This is a genomic window from Seohaeicola sp. (assembly GCF_048006315.1).
Lineage (GTDB): Bacteria > Pseudomonadota > Alphaproteobacteria > Rhodobacterales > Rhodobacteraceae > Seohaeicola.
The window spans coordinates 2,970,441-2,987,987 of record NZ_CP180350.1 but is presented as its reverse complement, the minus strand read 5'-3'; the positions used below and the strand labels follow the sequence as shown (position 1 = coordinate 2,987,987).

17 protein-coding genes are annotated in these 17,547 nt (G+C 64.3%); 9 read left to right on the top strand and 8 right to left on the bottom strand.

The window, feature by feature from the left end; genetic code table 11:
* Nucleotides 1–295 precede the first annotated feature (295 nt).
* From ACMUJL_RS14965 to ACMUJL_RS14950, 4 genes are read right to left on the bottom strand one after another with little or no spacing between them, the layout of a single operon-like run.
* A complete protein-coding gene (locus tag ACMUJL_RS14965) occupies nt 296–1,354 on the bottom strand; it encodes a MaoC family dehydratase (protein ID WP_068290431.1) in 1,059 nt (352 codons plus the stop codon).
* Nucleotides 1,355–1,558: a DUF1737 domain-containing protein gene (locus ACMUJL_RS14960; protein WP_068290430.1), complete on the bottom strand. Its 204-nt coding sequence runs from the start codon at nt 1,556–1,558 to the stop codon at nt 1,355–1,357.
* Between the two features lie 4 nt (nt 1,559–1,562).
* Nucleotides 1,563–2,108: an NnrU family protein gene (locus ACMUJL_RS14955; RefSeq protein WP_068290429.1), complete on the bottom strand. Its 546-nt coding sequence runs from the start codon at nt 2,106–2,108 to the stop codon at nt 1,563–1,565.
* A 13-nt stretch (nt 2,109–2,121) separates the two neighbouring features.
* Nucleotides 2,122–2,967 carry an HpcH/HpaI aldolase/citrate lyase family protein gene (locus tag ACMUJL_RS14950; RefSeq protein ID WP_068290427.1) on the bottom strand — a complete coding sequence of 282 codons (846 nt, stop codon included), beginning with the start codon at nt 2,965–2,967 and terminating at the stop codon, nt 2,122–2,124.
* A 203-nt stretch (nt 2,968–3,170) separates the two neighbouring features.
* On the opposite strand from ACMUJL_RS14950, the gene ACMUJL_RS14945 reads away from it, so the two are divergent.
* Complete coding sequence (locus tag ACMUJL_RS14945; RefSeq protein WP_068290426.1) at nt 3,171–3,500, top strand: hypothetical protein; 330 nt, start codon at nt 3,171–3,173, stop codon at nt 3,498–3,500.
* A 19-nt stretch (nt 3,501–3,519) separates the two neighbouring features.
* On the opposite strand, the gene ACMUJL_RS14940 is transcribed toward ACMUJL_RS14945, so the two are convergent.
* On the bottom strand, nt 3,520–4,248 hold the full coding sequence (locus ACMUJL_RS14940) for a sulfite exporter TauE/SafE family protein (protein WP_375573136.1): 729 nt from the start codon (nt 4,246–4,248) through the stop codon (nt 3,520–3,522).
* A 186-nt stretch (nt 4,249–4,434) separates the two neighbouring features.
* Between ACMUJL_RS14940 and mdh the strand changes: the two genes are divergently transcribed.
* From mdh to lpdA, 8 genes are all read left to right on the top strand, one after another.
* Nucleotides 4,435–5,397 (top strand): malate dehydrogenase, encoded by a 963-nt coding sequence (mdh, locus tag ACMUJL_RS14935; RefSeq protein ID WP_068290424.1) that lies wholly within the window; start codon nt 4,435–4,437, stop codon nt 5,395–5,397.
* Nucleotides 5,398–5,643: 246 nt separating this feature from the next.
* Nucleotides 5,644–6,837 carry an ADP-forming succinate--CoA ligase subunit beta gene (gene sucC / locus ACMUJL_RS14930; RefSeq protein ID WP_068290423.1) on the top strand — a complete coding sequence of 398 codons (1,194 nt, stop codon included), beginning with the start codon at nt 5,644–5,646 and terminating at the stop codon, nt 6,835–6,837.
* Between the two features lie 4 nt (nt 6,838–6,841).
* A complete protein-coding gene (sucD, locus tag ACMUJL_RS14925) occupies nt 6,842–7,723 on the top strand; it encodes a succinate--CoA ligase subunit alpha (protein WP_068290421.1) in 882 nt (293 codons plus the stop codon).
* A gap of 60 nt (nt 7,724–7,783) precedes the next feature.
* Nucleotides 7,784–10,747 (top strand): 2-oxoglutarate dehydrogenase E1 component, encoded by a 2,964-nt coding sequence (locus tag ACMUJL_RS14920; protein WP_068290420.1) that lies wholly within the window; start codon nt 7,784–7,786, stop codon nt 10,745–10,747.
* Nucleotides 10,748–10,750: 3 nt separating this feature from the next.
* Nucleotides 10,751–12,265, top strand: a complete 1,515-nt coding sequence (odhB, locus tag ACMUJL_RS14915) for a 2-oxoglutarate dehydrogenase complex dihydrolipoyllysine-residue succinyltransferase (RefSeq protein ID WP_375573140.1) — start codon at nt 10,751–10,753, stop codon at nt 12,263–12,265.
* Between the two features lie 81 nt (nt 12,266–12,346).
* Entirely contained in the window at nt 12,347–13,336 is a 990-nt protein-coding gene (locus ACMUJL_RS14910; RefSeq protein WP_375573142.1) for a glycosyltransferase family 2 protein, read from the top strand.
* 8 nt (nt 13,337–13,344) lie between these two features.
* The gene (locus ACMUJL_RS14905) at nt 13,345–13,755 is read left to right on the top strand and encodes an MAPEG family protein (RefSeq protein WP_375573883.1); all 411 of its coding nucleotides are present in this window, start codon (nt 13,345–13,347) and stop codon (nt 13,753–13,755) included.
* A gap of 57 nt (nt 13,756–13,812) precedes the next feature.
* On the top strand, nt 13,813–15,201 hold the full coding sequence (gene lpdA, locus ACMUJL_RS14900) for a dihydrolipoyl dehydrogenase (RefSeq protein ID WP_068286094.1): 1,389 nt from the start codon (nt 13,813–13,815) through the stop codon (nt 15,199–15,201).
* A 107-nt stretch (nt 15,202–15,308) separates the two neighbouring features.
* On the opposite strand, the gene ACMUJL_RS14895 is transcribed toward lpdA, so the two are convergent.
* Genes ACMUJL_RS14895 through ACMUJL_RS14885 form a run of 3 tightly spaced genes read right to left on the bottom strand, consistent with a single transcriptional unit; the run spans nt 15,309 to nt 17,534 of the window.
* Nucleotides 15,309–15,911 carry a pyridoxamine 5'-phosphate oxidase family protein gene (locus ACMUJL_RS14895; protein ID WP_375573144.1) on the bottom strand — a complete coding sequence of 201 codons (603 nt, stop codon included), beginning with the start codon at nt 15,909–15,911 and terminating at the stop codon, nt 15,309–15,311.
* 1 nt (nt 15,912) lies between these two features.
* Nucleotides 15,913–16,650, bottom strand: coding sequence for a lysophospholipid acyltransferase family protein (locus ACMUJL_RS14890; protein WP_375573146.1), 738 nt, complete (start codon nt 16,648–16,650; stop codon nt 15,913–15,915).
* Nucleotides 16,650–17,534 (bottom strand): cell division protein FtsX, encoded by an 885-nt coding sequence (locus ACMUJL_RS14885; protein WP_375573148.1) that lies wholly within the window; start codon nt 17,532–17,534, stop codon nt 16,650–16,652. Before ACMUJL_RS14885 ends, ACMUJL_RS14890 begins: the two co-directional genes overlap by 1 nt.
* Nucleotides 17,535–17,547 lie beyond the last annotated feature (13 nt).

Sequence of the window (17,547 nt, the reverse complement as noted above, 5' to 3'; positions counted from 1 at the left end):
CCGGCGCCACTACTGCACACGACGGTATACCTTTCGATGCCTTTTGCGGCCTTGATACTCTTTTTAGCGGCTCTGTCACGTCAGCACAGCCCCGACATGCAGAAAAATCTGCGCGAAGTGACGCATTGCGGGCGTTCGTGATCACAAGAGGTTTGCCCGTGATCACAAACCCGCCAGACGACAATCCCAAAACGGGAATCAAGCGGCCGCAAATCGACCGGACTCACCCGTTTTGCCCCGGACTCGGTGCTTGCTGTCTTTCGGACAGGCCCGAAATACCGGCCCATTTTTGTGATCACATCGGCATCAGCGCCCAATAGTCGAGGTCCAGCAGCACATGCGGCTGATACTTGCCATCGTCGCTTTTCAGCCGGAACGCCCCCGCCGCCTTGGTCGCCACAAGGCGCAGGCGGATCGCGCCCACACCGGGCGTCGATGTCTCGGCCTTGTCCAGAACCTCGGACCAGGCGCGGATCGTATCGCCGCTGAAACAGGGGTTCGCATGCGCGCCCGCGTTCAGCCCCACGATCATCTGCGCATTGGCCAGGCCATTGAACGACAGCGCCCGCGCCATGCTGATCACATGCCCACCATAGATCAGCCGCCGCCCGTCGGCGCGGTTGGTCGCGTCGAAATGCACCTTGGCGGTGTTCTGCCACAGCCGCGTGGCGATCATGTGCTCGGCTTCCTCGACCGTGACACCGTCCACATGGTCGATGGTCTCGCCGATCTCGTAGTCGCTCCAGCGATGCGGCTCGCCCGACAGGGTGAAATCATAGCCGCTGAAATCCAGCCCCTCGGGCACCACCAGCTGATCCGGCGTCAGCGCCGGCGCCAACTTGGGCACGACCGTTTCGGGTGCGGGCGCATCGGTGTCGTTCTTGCGCACCATGACCCAGCGCACGTAATCCAGAACCACCTCGTCCCGCTGGTTCAGGCCGCGCGTACGCACATAGACGACGCCCGATTGCCCGTTGGAATTCTGCTTGAGGCCGATCACCTCGGATGTCGAACGGATCGTATCGCCCGCATAGACCGGCTTCAGCCAGCGGCCCTGCGCATAGCCCAGGTTGGCAATCGCATTCAGCGACACATCGGGCACGGTCTTGCCGAAGACGATATGAAAGGCCGCCAGATCATCCAGCGGGCTTTGCGGCAAACCGCAGGAACGCGCGAATTCATCGGACGAATACAGCGCATGCCGCGCCGGATAAAGCGCATGATAAAGCGCCCTTTCCCCACCTGACACGGTGCGCGGCACGGCATGGTCGATCACCTGCCCGATGCTGTAATCCTCGAAAAACCGGCCTGCGTTGGTCTTGATCGGAACCACGTGGAACTGCGGGACTTTCATTCACTGCTCTCCCAGCTTGAGATCGGGGGAATAGGTGCCGGGCACCTCCTTGGTCACGGCCTGCCCGCAGCGCATCACGCCATTGGCGGCGTCGAAGGCATAGGTCGGGCTGCCATGCAGCGCCCAGCCGTTGTTCAGCGCGCGCGTCACCTTGTGGCAAAAGGCGTCCGTGTCATCGGCCGTCAGGAACCGGTAAAGCTGCATCCTGTCACCCCGGGAACGGCGAGACGCCCAGCCATGCATGGATGCCGGTCATCACCCCGAACAGCACCAGCGTGATCACGACCAGCAGGATGTCCTTCTTCGCCTCGCCGGGCGCGGGCCGCACCCAGACTTCGGACCGGTTGATCAGGATGACCGAGACGACAGCCCAGGCCAGCATGCCCCCGAACAGGATGATCGAGGCCAGATCCCCATTCACCAGCAGATGCGCCACCGCCCAGATCTTGACCGCCGTCAGCTGCGGATGGCGCATCTTGCCGCGCAGACGGCCTTTCGTGGCGCTCATGCCGTAGACGAAGACCGCGATCAGCATCATCAGGTTGTTCAGGTGAACGGTCCAAGCGGGCGGCGCCCAGACATGGATGAACTCGGCGCCGCGATAGCCGAAGATCATCATCAGCAGGCTGATCACGATGGCCACGGCCACCAGCCCCTTGCCCTTGTCGCCCATTGGACCGCGCACGCCCGGCGCCAGCCGCTTGAAGAAATGGGCCGCGGCCCAGAGGATCACACCGAGGGTCAGCAGGGTCATGGGCAGTCTCCGATCAGAGGGATGAAATGGCCGAAGCCATGGCAAGGATCTTCTTGGCGGTCTCGACATGCAGGTTTTCGACGATCTTGCCATCCACGACGGCCACGCCCTGCCCGCTTGCCTCGACCTCTTCATAGGCGGCGATCTGGCGACGCGCCAGATCGATCTCGGCCTCGGAGGGGGCAAAGGCGGTGTTGGTCACATCGACCTGCGCGGGATGGATCAGGGTCTTGCCATCAAAGCCCATGTCGCGGCCCTGTTCGCATTCGGCGCGCAGACCCTCGTCATCCTTGAACTGGTTGTAGACGCCGTCGATCGCGATCACGCCATGCGCGCGCGCGGCCATCAGGATGGTCTGCAACGCCATCTGCATCGGCAGACGGTCGGCGCGGTAGCGGCAATTCAGCTCTTTCGCCAGATCGTTGGTGCCCGCCACGAAGCCCGTCAGCTGCGGATGCGCGGCGATCCCGGCCGCGTTCAGGATGCCCAGCGGCGTTTCCATCATCGCCCAGATCGGCGTGCCATTGCCCAGAAGGTCGGCCAGCGCCTGCACATCGGCGGCGGAATTGACCTTGGGCAGCAGGAACACATCCGCCCCCGCCTCGCGCAGCGCCTCGACATCGCCCGCGCCCCATTCCGTATCCAGACCGTTGATGCGGATGATCTTCACCTTGGCGCCGTAACCGCCGACCGCCAGCGCCTGCGCAAGGGTGCTGCGCGCCTCGACCTTGGCATCAGGCGTCACCGCGTCTTCCAGATCGAAGATGATCGCATCCACCGGCAGGTCGCGCGCCTTGTCCAGCGCACGCTCCTTCGAGCCGGGAATATAGAGAACCGAACGATAGGGGCGGATGTCCATGGCCTGAGTCTTCCTTGTAATAATCTTGCGCAGAGATGGCATTTTTTGGTGTAAACCTTCAAGGCTATTCGTGCCGCATTGCAGAAAAAAGCGCATGCCATGGCATACTTCCCGCAAAAACCCTGCGCGGCGCGGCCTGTTAACCTCACTTAAATCCTCGTGCCGCAGCCTGTCATCCATGCGATCATGGAAAGGTCAAACCGATGGCATATGAACGGACGATACTGACAACCGGCGTGGTTCTTCTGACACTGGCCATGGCCACGCTGGCCCCCGCCACCGAGGCGCGCAGCAGCGTCAACTGCGCCCCGCGCGACAAGGTCCTTGAACGTCTGGCCGGCACCTATGGCGAAACGCGCCGCGCGATCGGCCTTGGCGCCAACAACGTGCTGATCGAGGTGTTTGCCAGCGACGACAGTGGCAGCTGGACGATCACGCAAACCCTGCCTTCGGGTCTGACCTGCCTTGTCGCCTCCGGGCAGGCCTATGAGGCCATGGCCGATGCGCTGACACCACCGGGACAGGGGGCCTGACCACAGCTCCTCCGCCCGATCAGGTCAGCGCGTCCCAGACCAGCTTGACCCCGGTGATCGTCAGCAAGATGTAGGTCAGCGCGAAAAAGGCGCGTTCCGGCACCATGTGATGCGCCTTCACGCCCAGCCAGGCCCCCAGCAGCGCCACGGGCGCCAGGAACAGATCGGCCAGCAGCGTCTCGGCCGTGAATATGCCCAGGAAGGCGTAAGGAATGAACTTGGCGATATTGACCGCCCAGAAGACGATCACGGTCGTCGCCTGATAAGGCGTCTTGCCCAGCTTGCGCGACAGCAGCCACACCGCGGCCGGCGGCCCGCCCGCGTGGCTGACGAAACTGGTGAACCCCGCCGTGGCCCCGGCCAGCGCCCCCGCCCACAGCGGCAATTCGGCCCGCACCGCGCGGATCAGCCCCAGTTTCAGCCCCATCTGCCAAGCCACGAACCCGATCGAGATCACGCCGATCAGAAGCCGGAACACATCGGCATCGGCAATCGTGTAAAGCCAGGCCCCCAGCGCCACGCCAGGCAAGGCGCCCAGGATCAGAAGCTTGGCGTCAGGTGCGCTCCATTTCTTCCAGTAGGGGCGCAGGTTGGCCACATCCATCAGCATCAGAAGCGGCAGCATGATCCCCAGCGCCTGCCCCGGCTCCAGCGCCACCGCCAGAATCGAGGCCGCGGCAAAGGCGGCGCCCGATCCGAACCCGCCCTTCGAGATGCCCGCGAAAAGAACCGCCGGTATCGCTACCATGAAAAACTGCGCGTCCAGATCCATGCTTGGCCCTGCTTGTGAAAATTGCGCCTTGTCACGCATTTAGCCGCATCGCATGGCAGGGAACAGCCCCCCTTCCCGCCGCAGCGCAGCGCAGCACACTTGCGCGACGGCGCGGAAGGGACTACCCCATGCGGCAAAATCAACCAAGCGGAGACAGTTCCAATGGCCAGACCCAAGATTGCCCTCATCGGCGCCGGACAGATCGGGGGCACGCTTGCCCACCTCGCCGCGCTGAAAGAGCTGGGCGATATCGTCCTGTTCGACATTGCCGAGGGTACCCCCGAAGGCAAGGCGCTCGACATCGCGGAATCCGGCCCCTCCGAAGGGTTCGACGCGGCGCTGCGCGGCACCCAGTCCTACGAGGACATTGCAGGCGCGGATGTCTGCATCGTCACCGCCGGTGTGCCCCGCAAGCCAGGCATGAGCCGCGATGACCTGCTGGGCATCAACCTCAAGGTCATGAAATCCGTGGGCGAAGGCATTGCAAAGCATGCCCCCGACGCCTTCGTCATCTGCATCACCAACCCGCTCGACGCGATGGTCTGGGCGCTGCGCGAATTCTCGGGCCTGCCGCACAACAAGGTCTGCGGCATGGCCGGCGTTCTGGACAGCGCCCGCTTCCGCCACTTCCTGAGCCTGGAATTCGGCGTATCGATGCGCGACGTCACCGCATTCGTGCTGGGCGGCCATGGCGACACGATGGTGCCGCTGGTGCGCTATTCCACCGTGGCCGGCATCCCGCTGCCCGACCTGGTCAAGATGGGTTGGACCACGCAGGACAAGCTGGACGCGATCGTGCAGCGCACCCGCGACGGCGGTGCCGAAATCGTGGGCCTTCTGAAGACGGGTTCCGCCTTCTACGCCCCCGCCACATCCGCCATCGAAATGGCAGAAGCCTACCTGAAGGACCAGAAGCGCGTCCTGCCCTGCGCGGCCTATGTTGATGGCGCCTACGGGTTGAAAGGCTTCTACGTCGGCGTGCCCACCGTGATCGGTGCCGGCGGCATCGAAAAGGTCGTGGACATCACGATGAACAAGGACGAGCAGGCAATGTTCGACAAATCCGTCGACGCGGTCAAAGGCCTGGTGGCTGCCTGCAAGGAAATCGACCCCTCGCTGGCGTGATTTCCACCCAGGGTTTCGCGCGCGAAACCTCTGTCATATCCTGTCAGGGTCGGCCATGCGCCGGCCCTGATTCTTTCAGGGATGCGCCAATCACCGTGACTCCCTGTTTGTGATCACAGATTTTCGACGTGTGATCACAAATACGCAAAATAACGCGCAAAACCCCGGAAACCGGAAAAAACCGTTTATTTGTTGCGCCATCCTGTGCCAAACCCCGGCGCAATCGCAGCAAGACGGGACAATTTCATGAACATTCATGAGTATCAGGCGAAGGCCCTCCTTCGCACCTACGGCGCCCCGGTCTCGGACGGACGTGTCGTCCTTCGGGCCGAAGAAGCCAAAACCGCCGCAGGCGAACTGGACGGACCCCTCTGGGTCGTGAAAGCCCAGATCCACGCGGGCGGACGTGGCAAGGGCAAGTTCAAGGAAGCAGACGCCGGCGAAAAGGGCGGTGTCCGTCTTGCCAAATCAGTCGAGGAAGCTGCCGAAGAAGCCAAGAAGATGCTGGGCCGCACCCTTGTGACCCATCAGACCGGCCCCGTCGGCAAGCAGGTCAACCGCGTCTATATCGAAGACGGCTCGGGCATCCAGCGCGAGCTTTACCTGGCGCTGCTGGTGGATCGCCAGACCAGCCGCATCTCGTTCGTCTGCTCCACCGAAGGCGGCATGGACATCGAGGAAGTGGCAGCCGCCACCCCCGAAAAGATCCTGTCCTTCAGCGTCGATCCCGCCACCGGCTACCAGGGTTTCCACGGGCGCCGCATCGCGTTCTCGCTGGGTCTGGAAGGCGCGCAGGTCAAGCAGTGCGTCGGCCTGATGGGCCTGCTCTACAAGGCCTTCGTCGAGAAGGACATGGAGATGCTGGAAATCAACCCGCTGATCGTGACCGACAAGGGCGACCTCAAGGTGCTGGACGCCAAGGTCAGCTTTGACGGCAACGCGGTCTACCGCCATGCCGATGTCGCCGCCCTGCGCGACGAGACGGAAGAAGACCCCAAGGAACTGGCCGCCTCGAAATACGACCTGAACTATATCGCGCTGGACGGCGAGATCGGGTGCATGGTCAACGGCGCGGGTCTGGCGATGGCCACCATGGACATCATCAAGCTTTACGGCGCCGAACCCGCCAACTTCCTGGACGTGGGCGGTGGCGCCACCAAGGAAAAGGTGACCGAGGCGTTCAAGATCATCACCTCTGACCCCAATGTCAAAGGCATCCTGGTCAACATCTTCGGCGGCATCATGCGCTGCGACGTCATCGCCGAGGGCGTGATCGCCGCGGTGAAGGAAGTCGGCCTGAAAGTGCCGCTGGTCGTGCGTCTTGAAGGCACGAACGTGGACAAGGGCAAGGAAATCATCCGCAACTCCGGTCTGGATGTGATCGCGGCGGACGACCTGCGCGATGGCGCGGAAAAGATCGTCAAAGCGGTGAAGGGATAAGAGCATGGCAGTCCTCGTCAACGAAAACACCAAGGTCATCTGTCAGGGCTTCACCGGCTCGCAGGGGACCTTCCATTCCGAACAGGCGATTGCCTATGGCACGCAGATGGTCGGCGGCGTGACGCCGGGAAAGGGTGGCACGACCCACCTGAACCTGCCGGTCTTCAACTCGGTCCACGAGGCCAAGCACGTGACCGAAGCCAATGCCTCCGTGATCTACGTGCCGCCCCCCTTCGCGGCGGATTCGATCCTGGAAGCGATCGACGCCGAGATGGAGCTGATCGTCTGCATCACCGAAGGCATCCCGGTGCTGGACATGATGAAGGTCAAGCGCGCGCTGGAAGGGTCGAAATCCCGCCTGATCGGGCCGAACTGCCCCGGTGTGATCACACCCGGCGCCTGCAAGATCGGCATCATGCCGGGCCATATCCACAAGCGCGGCTCGGTCGGTGTCGTGTCCCGTTCGGGCACCCTGACCTATGAGGCGGTCAAGCAGACATCCGACAGCGGTCTGGGCCAGTCCTCGGCCGTGGGCATCGGTGGCGATCCGATCAAGGGGACCGAGCATATCGACGTGCTGGAAATGTTCCTGGCCGACCCCGAGACCCAGTCGATCATCATGATCGGCGAAATCGGCGGTTCCGCGGAAGAAGAAGCAGCGCAGTTCCTCAAGGACGAGAAGAAGCGCGGCCGCTGGAAGCCCACCGCCGGTTTCATCGCGGGCCGCACCGCGCCGAAAGGCCGCCGCATGGGCCATGCCGGCGCCATCGTGGCCGGTGGCAAGGGCGACGCCGAAAGCAAGATCGAGGCGATGAAATCCGCCGGGATCATCGTGGCCGACAGCCCCGCAGGTCTGGGCGAGGCCGTGCTGAAGGCCATCGGCTGAGCTGCAAATCAACGGCCCCGGCAGCTGTCTGCCGGGGTTTTCCCACGTTCAGGTGACATCATGACCGAGCAATCCCCCAACGACGTCTTCCACGCCTCCAGCTTCATGCAGGGGCACAACGCCGAATACCTGGAACAGCTTTATGCGCGCTATGCCGCAGACCCGAACGCGGTCGACGAGGCATGGCAGGCGTTCTTCCGGGCGATGGGCGACGCCGATCATGATGTGAAACGCGAGGCCGCAGGCCCCAGCTGGGCGCGCGCCGACTGGCCGCCCGCACCGTCGGACGAGCTGACATCCGCGCTGGACGGCCAATGGCCCGCCCCGGTGGAAACCCGTGCCGCTGGCCAGAAGATCGCGGCCAAGGCGGCAGAGGTGGGCGTGAAGGTCACCGACGATCAGGTCAAGCGCGCGGTTCTCGATTCCGTGCGCGCACTGATGATCATCCGCGCCTACCGGATCCGGGGCCATCTGGCCGCCGATCTGGATCCGCTGGGCCTGCGCGAGCCGACCCCGCACCCGGAGCTTGATCCCAAATCCTACGGCTTCACCGAGGCCGACATGGACCGGCCGATCTTCATCGATAACGTGCTGGGCCTGCAGATCGCGTCCATGCGCCAGATCCTCGACATCGTGAAGCGGACCTATTGCGGCACCTTCGCGCTGCAGTACATGCATATCTCGGACCCCGAGCAATCCGCATGGCTGAAGGAACGGATCGAGGGCTACGGCAAGGAAATCACCTTCACCCGCGAAGGCCGCCGCGCGATCCTGAACAAGCTGGTCGAGGCCGAGGGCTTCGAAAAGTTCCTGCATGTCAAATACATGGGCACCAAGCGTTTCGGTCTGGACGGCGGCGAAAGCCTGATCCCCGCGATGGAGCAGATCATCAAGCGCGGCGGCAACCTTGGCGTCAAGGAAATCGTCATCGGCATGCCTCACCGGGGTCGCCTGTCGGTTCTGGCCAACGTGATGGGCAAGCCCTATCGCGCGATCTTCAACGAATTCCAGGGCGGCAGCTTCAAGCCCGAGGACGTGGACGGATCGGGCGACGTGAAATACCACCTCGGCGCCTCCAGCGACCGCGAATTCGACGGCAACGAGGTGCATCTGTCGCTGACGGCCAACCCCTCGCACCTCGAGGCGGTCAATCCGGTCGTGCTGGGCAAGGTCCGCGCCAAGCAGGCGCAGATGAATGATACCGACCGCAGCAAGGTTCTGCCGGTGCTGCTGCACGGCGACGCGGCCTTTGCGGGCCAGGGCGTCGTGGCGGAATGTTTCGCCCTGTCGGGCCTGGTCGGTCACAAGACCGGCGGCACGATGCATATCGTGGTGAACAACCAGATCGGCTTTACCACGGCGCCGCATTTCAGCCGTTCCAGCCCCTATCCCACGGACAACGCACTGGTGGTCGAGGCGCCCATCTTCCACGTGAACGGTGACGATCCCGAAGCCGTGGTGCATGCCGCCAAGGTCGCCACCGAATTCCGCCAGATGTTCCACAAGGACGTGGTGCTGGACATCATCTGCTACCGCCGCTTCGGTCACAACGAAGGCGACGAGCCGATGTTCACCAACCCGGTGATGTACAACAAGATCAAGAAGCAGAAGACCACGCTGACCCTTTATACCGAGCGTCTGGTCAAGGACGGCCTGATCCCCGAGGGCGAGATCGAGGACATGAAGGCCGCGTTCCAGGCCCGCCTGAACGAGGAGTTCGAGGCCGGCAAGGATTACAAGCCCAACAAGGCCGACTGGCTGGACGGGCGCTGGTCGCATCTGGATCGGCGCGACCAGAAGAAATACCAGCGCGGCAAGACCGCCATCAAGCCCGAGACGATGGAACAGATCGGCACGGCGCTGACCCGCGCGCCCGAGGGCTTTCCCATGCACAAGACGGTCGAACGTCTGCTGGAAACCCGCAAGAAGATGTTCGACACCGGCGAAGGCTTTGACTGGGCCACCGGCGAGGCGCTGGCCTTCGGCTCGCTTCTGCTGGAAGGCTATCCCGTCCGTCTGGCGGGACAGGACAGCACGCGCGGCACCTTCAGCCAGCGCCATTCGGCCCTGATCAACCAGGACACCGAGGAACGCTACTATCCGCTGAACAACATCCGCGAGGGGCAGGCCCGCTACGAGGTCATCGATTCGATGCTGTCGGAATACGCGGTGCTGGGCTTCGAATACGGCTATTCGCTGTCCGAACCCAACGCGCTGGTGATGTGGGAAGCCCAGTTCGGCGACTTCGCCAACGGCGCGCAGATCATGTTCGACCAGTTCATCAGCTCGGGCGAAAGCAAGTGGCTGCGGATGTCGGGCCTCGTCTGCCTGATGCCGCACGGCTATGAAGGCCAGGGCCCGGAACATTCCAGCGCCCGCCTGGAACGGTTCCTGCAGATGTGCGGACAGGACAACTGGATCGTCGCCAACTGCACGACACCGGCCAACTATTTCCACATCCTGCGCCGCCAGCTGCACCGGACCTTCCGCAAGCCGCTGATGCTGATGACGCCGAAATCCCTGCTGCGCCACAAGATGGCGATCTCGGATGCGGCCGATTTCACCACCGGGTCCAGCTTCCACCGGGTGCTGTGGGACGATGCCGAAAAAGGGCATTCGGACACCAAGCTGGCCGCAGATGACAAGATCAAGCGCGTCGTCATGTGTTCCGGCAAGGTCTATTACGACCTGCTGGAAGAACGCGATGCGCGCGGGATCGACGATATCTACCTGCTCCGGATCGAACAGTTCTACCCGTTCCCGGCCATGAGCCTGGTGCGCGAACTGGAACGTTTCAAGGATGCCGAGATGGTCTGGTGCCAGGAAGAGCCCAAGAACCAGGGCGCCTGGAGCTTCATCGAGCCGAATATCGAATGGGTCCTGGGCCGCATCGACGCCAAGCACCAGCGGCCCGTCTATGCCGGCCGTGCCGCCAGCGCGTCGCCCGCGACGGGCCTGGCCTCGACCCACAAAGCACAACAACAGGCGCTGGTTGACGAAGCGCTGACCATCAAAGGGAAATAACCCATGACAACCGAAGTCCGCGTCCCCACCCTTGGCGAATCCGTGACCGAGGCCACAGTGGCCACCTGGTTCAAGAAGCCGGGTGATGCCGTCGCCGCCGACGAGATGCTGTGCGAGCTGGAAACCGACAAGGTGACCGTCGAAGTCCCGGCCCCCGCAGCCGGCGTGATGGGCGAGATCATCGCGACAGAGGGCGCGACCGTGGGTGTCGACGCCCTGCTGGCCACGATCAGCGAAGGCGAAGCCGCCGCCAAGCCCGCCGCGAAAGCCGCCAAGGCGGATGACAAGCCCGCCAAGGCAGGCAAGTCGGAAACCGTCGATGTCATGGTGCCCTCGCTGGGCGAGTCCGTCTCCGAGGCGACGGTCTCGACCTGGTTCAAGAAGGTGGGCGACACCGTCGCGCAGGACGAGATGCTGTGCGAGCTGGAAACCGACAAGGTCAGCGTCGAAGTGCCCAGCCCCGCCGCTGGTGTTCTGGCCGAAATCGTGGCCCCCGAAGGCACGACCGTTGATGCAGCCGCGAAACTGGCGGTGATTTCCGCCTCGGGCGCGGCACCTGCGGCCAAGGCCGATGCGCCCGCAGCCGCAGCCGCCCCCGCGCCCGCAGCATCAGGCAAGGACGTGGAAGACGCACCCGCCGCGAAAAAGGCCATGGCAGAGGCCGGGATCAGCCGCGATGCGGTAACAGCAACAGGACGTGACGGACGCATCATGAAGGAAGACGTGCAAAAGGCGATTGCCGCCGGTACCCGGGCTGCGCCCGCCCCCATGGCCCCCGTGGCCAGCGCGCCGCGCGCGCCCGTATCCGCCGATGACGCCGCCCGCGAGGAACGCGTCAAGATGACCCGCCTGCGCCAGACCATCGCGCGCCGCCTCAAGGACGCGCAGAACACCGCCGCCATGCTGACCACCTACAACGAGGTGGACATGACCGCGACGATGGACCTGCGCAAGGAATACAAGGACATCTTCGAAAAGAAGCACGGCGTGAAACTGGGCTTCATGTCCTTCTTCGTGAAGGCCTGCTGCCATGCGCTGCGCGAAGTGCCCGAGGTGAACGCCGAGATCGACGGCACCGACGTGGTCTACAAGAACTTCGTCCACATGGGTGTCGCCGTGGGCACACCCTCGGGTCTGGTCGTGCCGGTGGTGCGCGACGCCGACCAGATGAGCTTTGCCGCGATCGAGAAGAAGATCGCCGAACTGGGTGTGCGCGCCCGTGACGGCAAGCTGTCCATGGCGGAAATGCAGGGCGGTTCCTTCACCATCTCGAACGGCGGTGTCTATGGCTCGCTGATGTCCTCGCCGATCCTGAACCCCCCGCAGTCGGGTATCCTTGGCATGCACAAGATCCAGGACCGCCCCGTGGCGATCAACGGTCAGGTGGTGATCCGCCCGATGATGTACCTGGCGCTGTCCTATGACCACCGCATCGTCGACGGCAAGGGCGCCGTGACCTTCCTGGTGCGCGTCAAGGAAGCGCTGGAGGATCCGCGCCGCCTGCTGATGGATCTGTGATCCCCCTTGCGAAGGGCGCGTGATCCGCGCGCCCTTCCCCTGCCCCCCGTGGTGCACCCCCTCATGTCCCCAGTCGCCCCCATGACCGATGCATCGGGCCGGACGGCCCTCGTCTCGTGCATGCGCAACGAGGGGCTGTTTGTGCTTGAATGGCTGGCCTATCACCAGGTGATCGGCTTTGACCATGTGGTCGTGGTCAGCAATGATTGCACCGATGGGTCTGATGCGCTGCTGGATGCGCTGGCCGACGCAGGCCATCTGACCCATATCCGCCAGACCGTCCCCCATGGCACCCCGCCGCAGGACAGCGGCATGGCGCTGGTCCTTGACTGGGCCCGGGCAGAGGGCGTGACATGGCTTTTGCACATCGACAGCGACGAATTCCTGAACATCACCGCAGGCGACGGGCGCTTGCCCACCCTGATGGCCAACGCGGTCGAGGCGGATGTCGTCGCGATCCCGTGGCAGCTGTTCGGTGATGCGGGCATCACCGAATGGGTCCCCGGCATGGCGGTGCTGCCCAGCTTCACCCGCGCCGAACCGGCACCAGAGCCGCGCGTGACCAAATCGAAATGCCTGTTCCGTGCCGCCAGTTTCAGCGCCGCCACCGATCACAACCCGCGCCATCCGCTGGTCGATGCGCCGCGCGTCGTGAACCCCGACGGCACCCCCCTGAATGCTGCAAGCCTCTACCAGGATCGTTCCAGCCGGTTTCGCCCGCATGATCTGGCCGCGACCAACGCGACCGCCCGGATCAATCACTATGCCGTCAAATCCCGTGATCTGTTCATGATGAAGAACGATCGCGGCGACGGGCAGGGCAAGATCGGCGAGACGAAATACCATCCGGGATCCAACTGGCACCGCAGCGCCAACAAGAACGATGTCGAGGACCGCAGGGTCCTGCGTCACTGGCCGGAAACCGAAGCGCGCCTGGCCACCCTCCGGCAAGACCCCGCCATCGCAGCGGCGGAACAGGCCTGTTTCGACTGGTTCACCACGCGCAAATCCGCCATCCTGACGCCTGACACTCTGGCCATCTGGACCCGCCGCGAAAGGCCGCAGACATGACGCAGACCATGACACCGGAACTGACCGCGCTGGCCCTTGCCGGTCTGTTGCAGGTCGTGCAATTCGCGCTGATGTCGATCCCCGCCAATCTGGAACTGGGCACCGGCAAGACCCTGGGCCCGCGCGATCCCGACCGGCTGGGCAAGCCGCTGATCGAACAGGTCAGCCCGCGCACCGGGCGGCTGTTCCGCGCGCTGAACAACCATTTCGAAGGGCTGATCCTGTTCACCCTGGCGGTGGTCGTCGTCACCCTGTCGGGGCAATCCAGCGGCTTTACCGCTGCCTGCGCCTGGACCTACCTGGTCGCGCGCCTGCTTTACGTGCCCGCCTATGCTTTCGGCCTTGTGCCGTGGCGGTCACTGATCTGGATGGTCGGCTTCGGCGCCACCACCCTCATGCTGCTGGCGGCGCTGGTCTGATGCCCATGCCGCAGCCCGAACCCTTTGCAATTCCCACGGCCTCAAGGAGATTTCCCCATGGCAAGCTATGACGTGATCATCATCGGCGCAGGCCCCGGCGGCTATGTCGCCGCCATCCGCTGCGCCCAGCTGGGCCTCAAGACCGCCTGTGTCGAAGGCCGCGCCACGCTGGGCGGCACCTGCCTGAACGTGGGCTGCATCCCGTCCAAGGCGATGCTTCACGCCAGCCACATGCTGCACGAGGCCGAGCACAACTTCGCCAAGATGGGCCTCAAGGGGAAATCGCCCTCGGTCGACTGGAAACAGATGCTGGCCTACAAGGACGAAACCGTCGAGGGCAACACCAAGGGCATCGAATTCCTGTTCAAGAAGAACAAGATCGACTGGCTGAAGGGCTGGGGCTCGATCCCCGCGCCCGGCAAGGTGAAGGTCGGCGACGAGGTGCATGAGGCGAGGAACATCGTCATCGCTTCGGGGTCCGAACCCTCAAGCCTGCCCGGCGTCACCGTGGACGAAGAGATCGTCGTGACCTCGACCGGCGCGCTGACGCTGGGCAAGATCCCCAAAACCATGGTGGTGATCGGCGCGGGCGTGATCGGCCTGGAACTGGGGTCGGTCTATTCCCGTCTGGGCACGCAGGTCACCGTGGTCGAATACCTTGACGCGATCACCCCCGGCATGGACGCCGAGGTGCAAAAGACCTTCCAGCGGATGCTGACCAAGCAGGGCCTGACCTTCGTGATGGGCGCCGCCGTGCAGGGGGTCGAGACCCTCAAGACCAAGGCCAAGGTCACCTACAAGCTGCGCAAGGATGACAGCGAACACGTGCTGGACGCCGATTGCGTGCTGGTGGCGACGGGCCGCAAGCCCTTCACCGACGGGCTGGGCCTGGCCGATCTGGGCATCGAAACCTCCAAGCGCGGGCAGATCGTGACGGATGCCCATTGGCAGACCAACGTGAAGGGCATTTATGCCATTGGTGACGCCATCGACGGTCCGATGCTGGCCCATAAGGCCGAGGATGAGGGCATGGCCGTCGCCGAGGTGCTGGCCGGCAAGCATGGCCATGTGAACTATGGCGTCATTCCGGGCGTGATCTACACACACCCCGAGGTCGCCAATGTCGGCAAGACCGAACAGCAACTGAAGGAAGAGGGCGTCGCCTACAAGGTCGGCAAGTTTTCCTTCATGGGCAATGCGCGGGCCAAGGCGATGTTCCAGGGTGACGGGTTCGTCAAGATCCTTGCCGACAAGCAGACCGACCGCATCCTTGGCGCGCATATCATCGGCCCCTCGGCGGGCGATCTGATCCACGAGATCTGCGTCGCGATGGAATTCGGCGCCTCGGCACAGGATCTGGCCCTGACCTGCCACGCCCATCCGACCGTGTCCGAAGCCGTGCGCGAAGCAGCCCTGGCCTGCGGCGATGGCCCGATCCACGCGTAAGACGCGCCACGCATGAACGCAAAAGGGGGCCGCGCGGCCCCCTTTCTCATGCCGGGCAGTCGCCCTGCCCTGTCATCTTGCCCTGAATGTTCAAAATCCGTCGCCCGCTACCACAGCGCCGCCAGCGACCGCTTTTCCCAATCGACGTCGAAATCGCTGCCGCCCATCTCGCCCGCCGTCACATCGGCGAGGATATCGCCCAGTGTCGGCAGCCCCGCCGCATCGTCACGCGCCCAGATCCCCGACCGCATCACCGCGCGCGAACACTGCGCATAGACCTCGTCAAGCCGGACCACGATCACCGTCGCGGGCTCTGCACCACCCTTGGCAAAACTGGCGCGCAGCCCCGCATCCGCCGTCAGCCTGGCCTGTCCGTTGACCCGCACCATGATCTGCGATCCCGGCACCAGGAAGATCAGCGAGATTCGCCCGTCCGTCACGATATTGCGCAATGTATCCAGCCGGTTGTTGCCGCGCCAATCAGGCATGGCCAGTGTCCTGGGGTCCAGCACGCGCACCACCGGACCATCATCGCCCCGCGGGCTGCCATCGGTGCCGCCCTCGCCCACGGTCGACAGGATGCAGAAGCGCGACGCCTCGATCCAGCGGCGATAGCTGGGCGTGAGGTAGGGCGCCACCTTGCGCTGCGATCCGACAGATGCCGTGCCATAAAGCGCCTCCAGCCCTTCGATCCGGTCGATGAATTCCATCTCAGGCCTCTCCCAGACTTGCACGTGCCTCGGCGATCAGGCTGTCGGATGCAGCCTCGACCTCGGTCTCCAGCCGCTGCATGAAAGTGTCCCGCTCCAGCCCCGGCGGGATGATCGGCAGAAACTCCGCCACGGCCAGGCCCGGCTTGCGGTAAATGCCGGTGCGGGGCCAGAACACGCCCACATTGGTTGCCACGGGCGCGCAGGGCTGTTCCATCTGCACGTAAAGCGCACCGGTCCCGACCTTGTAGGGGGCCTTCACGCCGGGGGCCACGCGGGTGCCCTGCGAATAGATGATCAGCTGCCCCGCAGGCGCGTGCCCTGTCGCCACATCGTTGAGCATCTTCTTGATCGCGATGCCGCGCTTGCCCCGGTTCACCGGGACGCAGCCCAAACGATAGGCATAAAGCCCGATGATCGGTGTCCAGAGGATCTCGCGCTTCATGATGAAGATGGCAGAGGGCAGCGCATTGAAGATGATCAGGATATCCAGGAATGACTGGTGCTTGGCCGCCACCAGCGCGCCCTCGGTAGGGGGCGTGCCACGCACCTCGCAGCGCAACCCCACCATCCAGCGCGCGGTCCAGAACACCCAGCGGCAATAGGCCTTGCAGCCGCGCCTTGCCCCTTCGGGTGACAGGATCGCGCCCGGCAGGTACAGCAGGCCGATCACCAGCATCATCGCATACATCTGGCCCACGAACACAAGCGATCGCAGCCAGCGCCAGGCATGAGCCATCAGGACAACTCCTTCAAGGTACGATGGGCGGCCTGCCATGTGGCCGCATAGGCCACCGCAGCGCCAAGGATGGGGATGATCAGCGGCCAGACCCAGTGCCAGCCCTGAAAGCCGAGCCCGGTCAGGAAACCCGCCTCGGCCTGCGCCGATGGCAGCAGCAATACCGCCAGCATCCCCAGAACCGTGCCCAGCGCGGCACCGGACAGCGCCCGCAAGGTGAACCGGCGCACGAAGGCCCCCGCGATATAAGCGTCGCGCGCACCGACCAGGCGCAGCACGGCGATGACCTGCGCGTTCGCGGCCAATGCGGCCTGTGCGGCCATGGTGATCATCGCGGCCGTGGCCGCGCCGATCAGGCCGATGGACAGCCAGCCCAGCAGCCGCAAACGGTCCGCCGCCGTGACCAGCGGACGCCGCCAGCGGGTATGATCATCCAGCACGGCGCCCGGCACTTCGGCGGCCAGACGCAAGCGCAGCCCGGCCGCGTCATAGCCCGCGTCATCCTCGATCACCTCGATCAGCTGGGGGATGGGCAGGCTTGCCACCGGCAGGTCAGGGCCGAACCACGGCTCCAGCAGGGCGCGCTGTTCCTCTTCGGACAGGGCGCGGGCCGTGGCGACACCGGGCGTGGTTTCCAGCACCCGCAGGGCCGCTGCGGTCTGGGCGGCGCGCTGATCCATCGGCGCAGAGATCCGCAAGGTCGAGGCGCGCGCCAGCTCGTCGCCCCAGCGATCCGCCAATCGCCCCGTCGCCAGCGACAAGGCCATCGCGAAAACGGTCAGGAAGGCCATTGCGGCAGCGGCAAAGATCGTCAGCCGCGCGGTAAACCCCGTCGGCGGCACCAGCCGGTCGGCCTGCGCGTCACCGGCCAGAAAGGCGGTCATGGCGGTCAGGTCG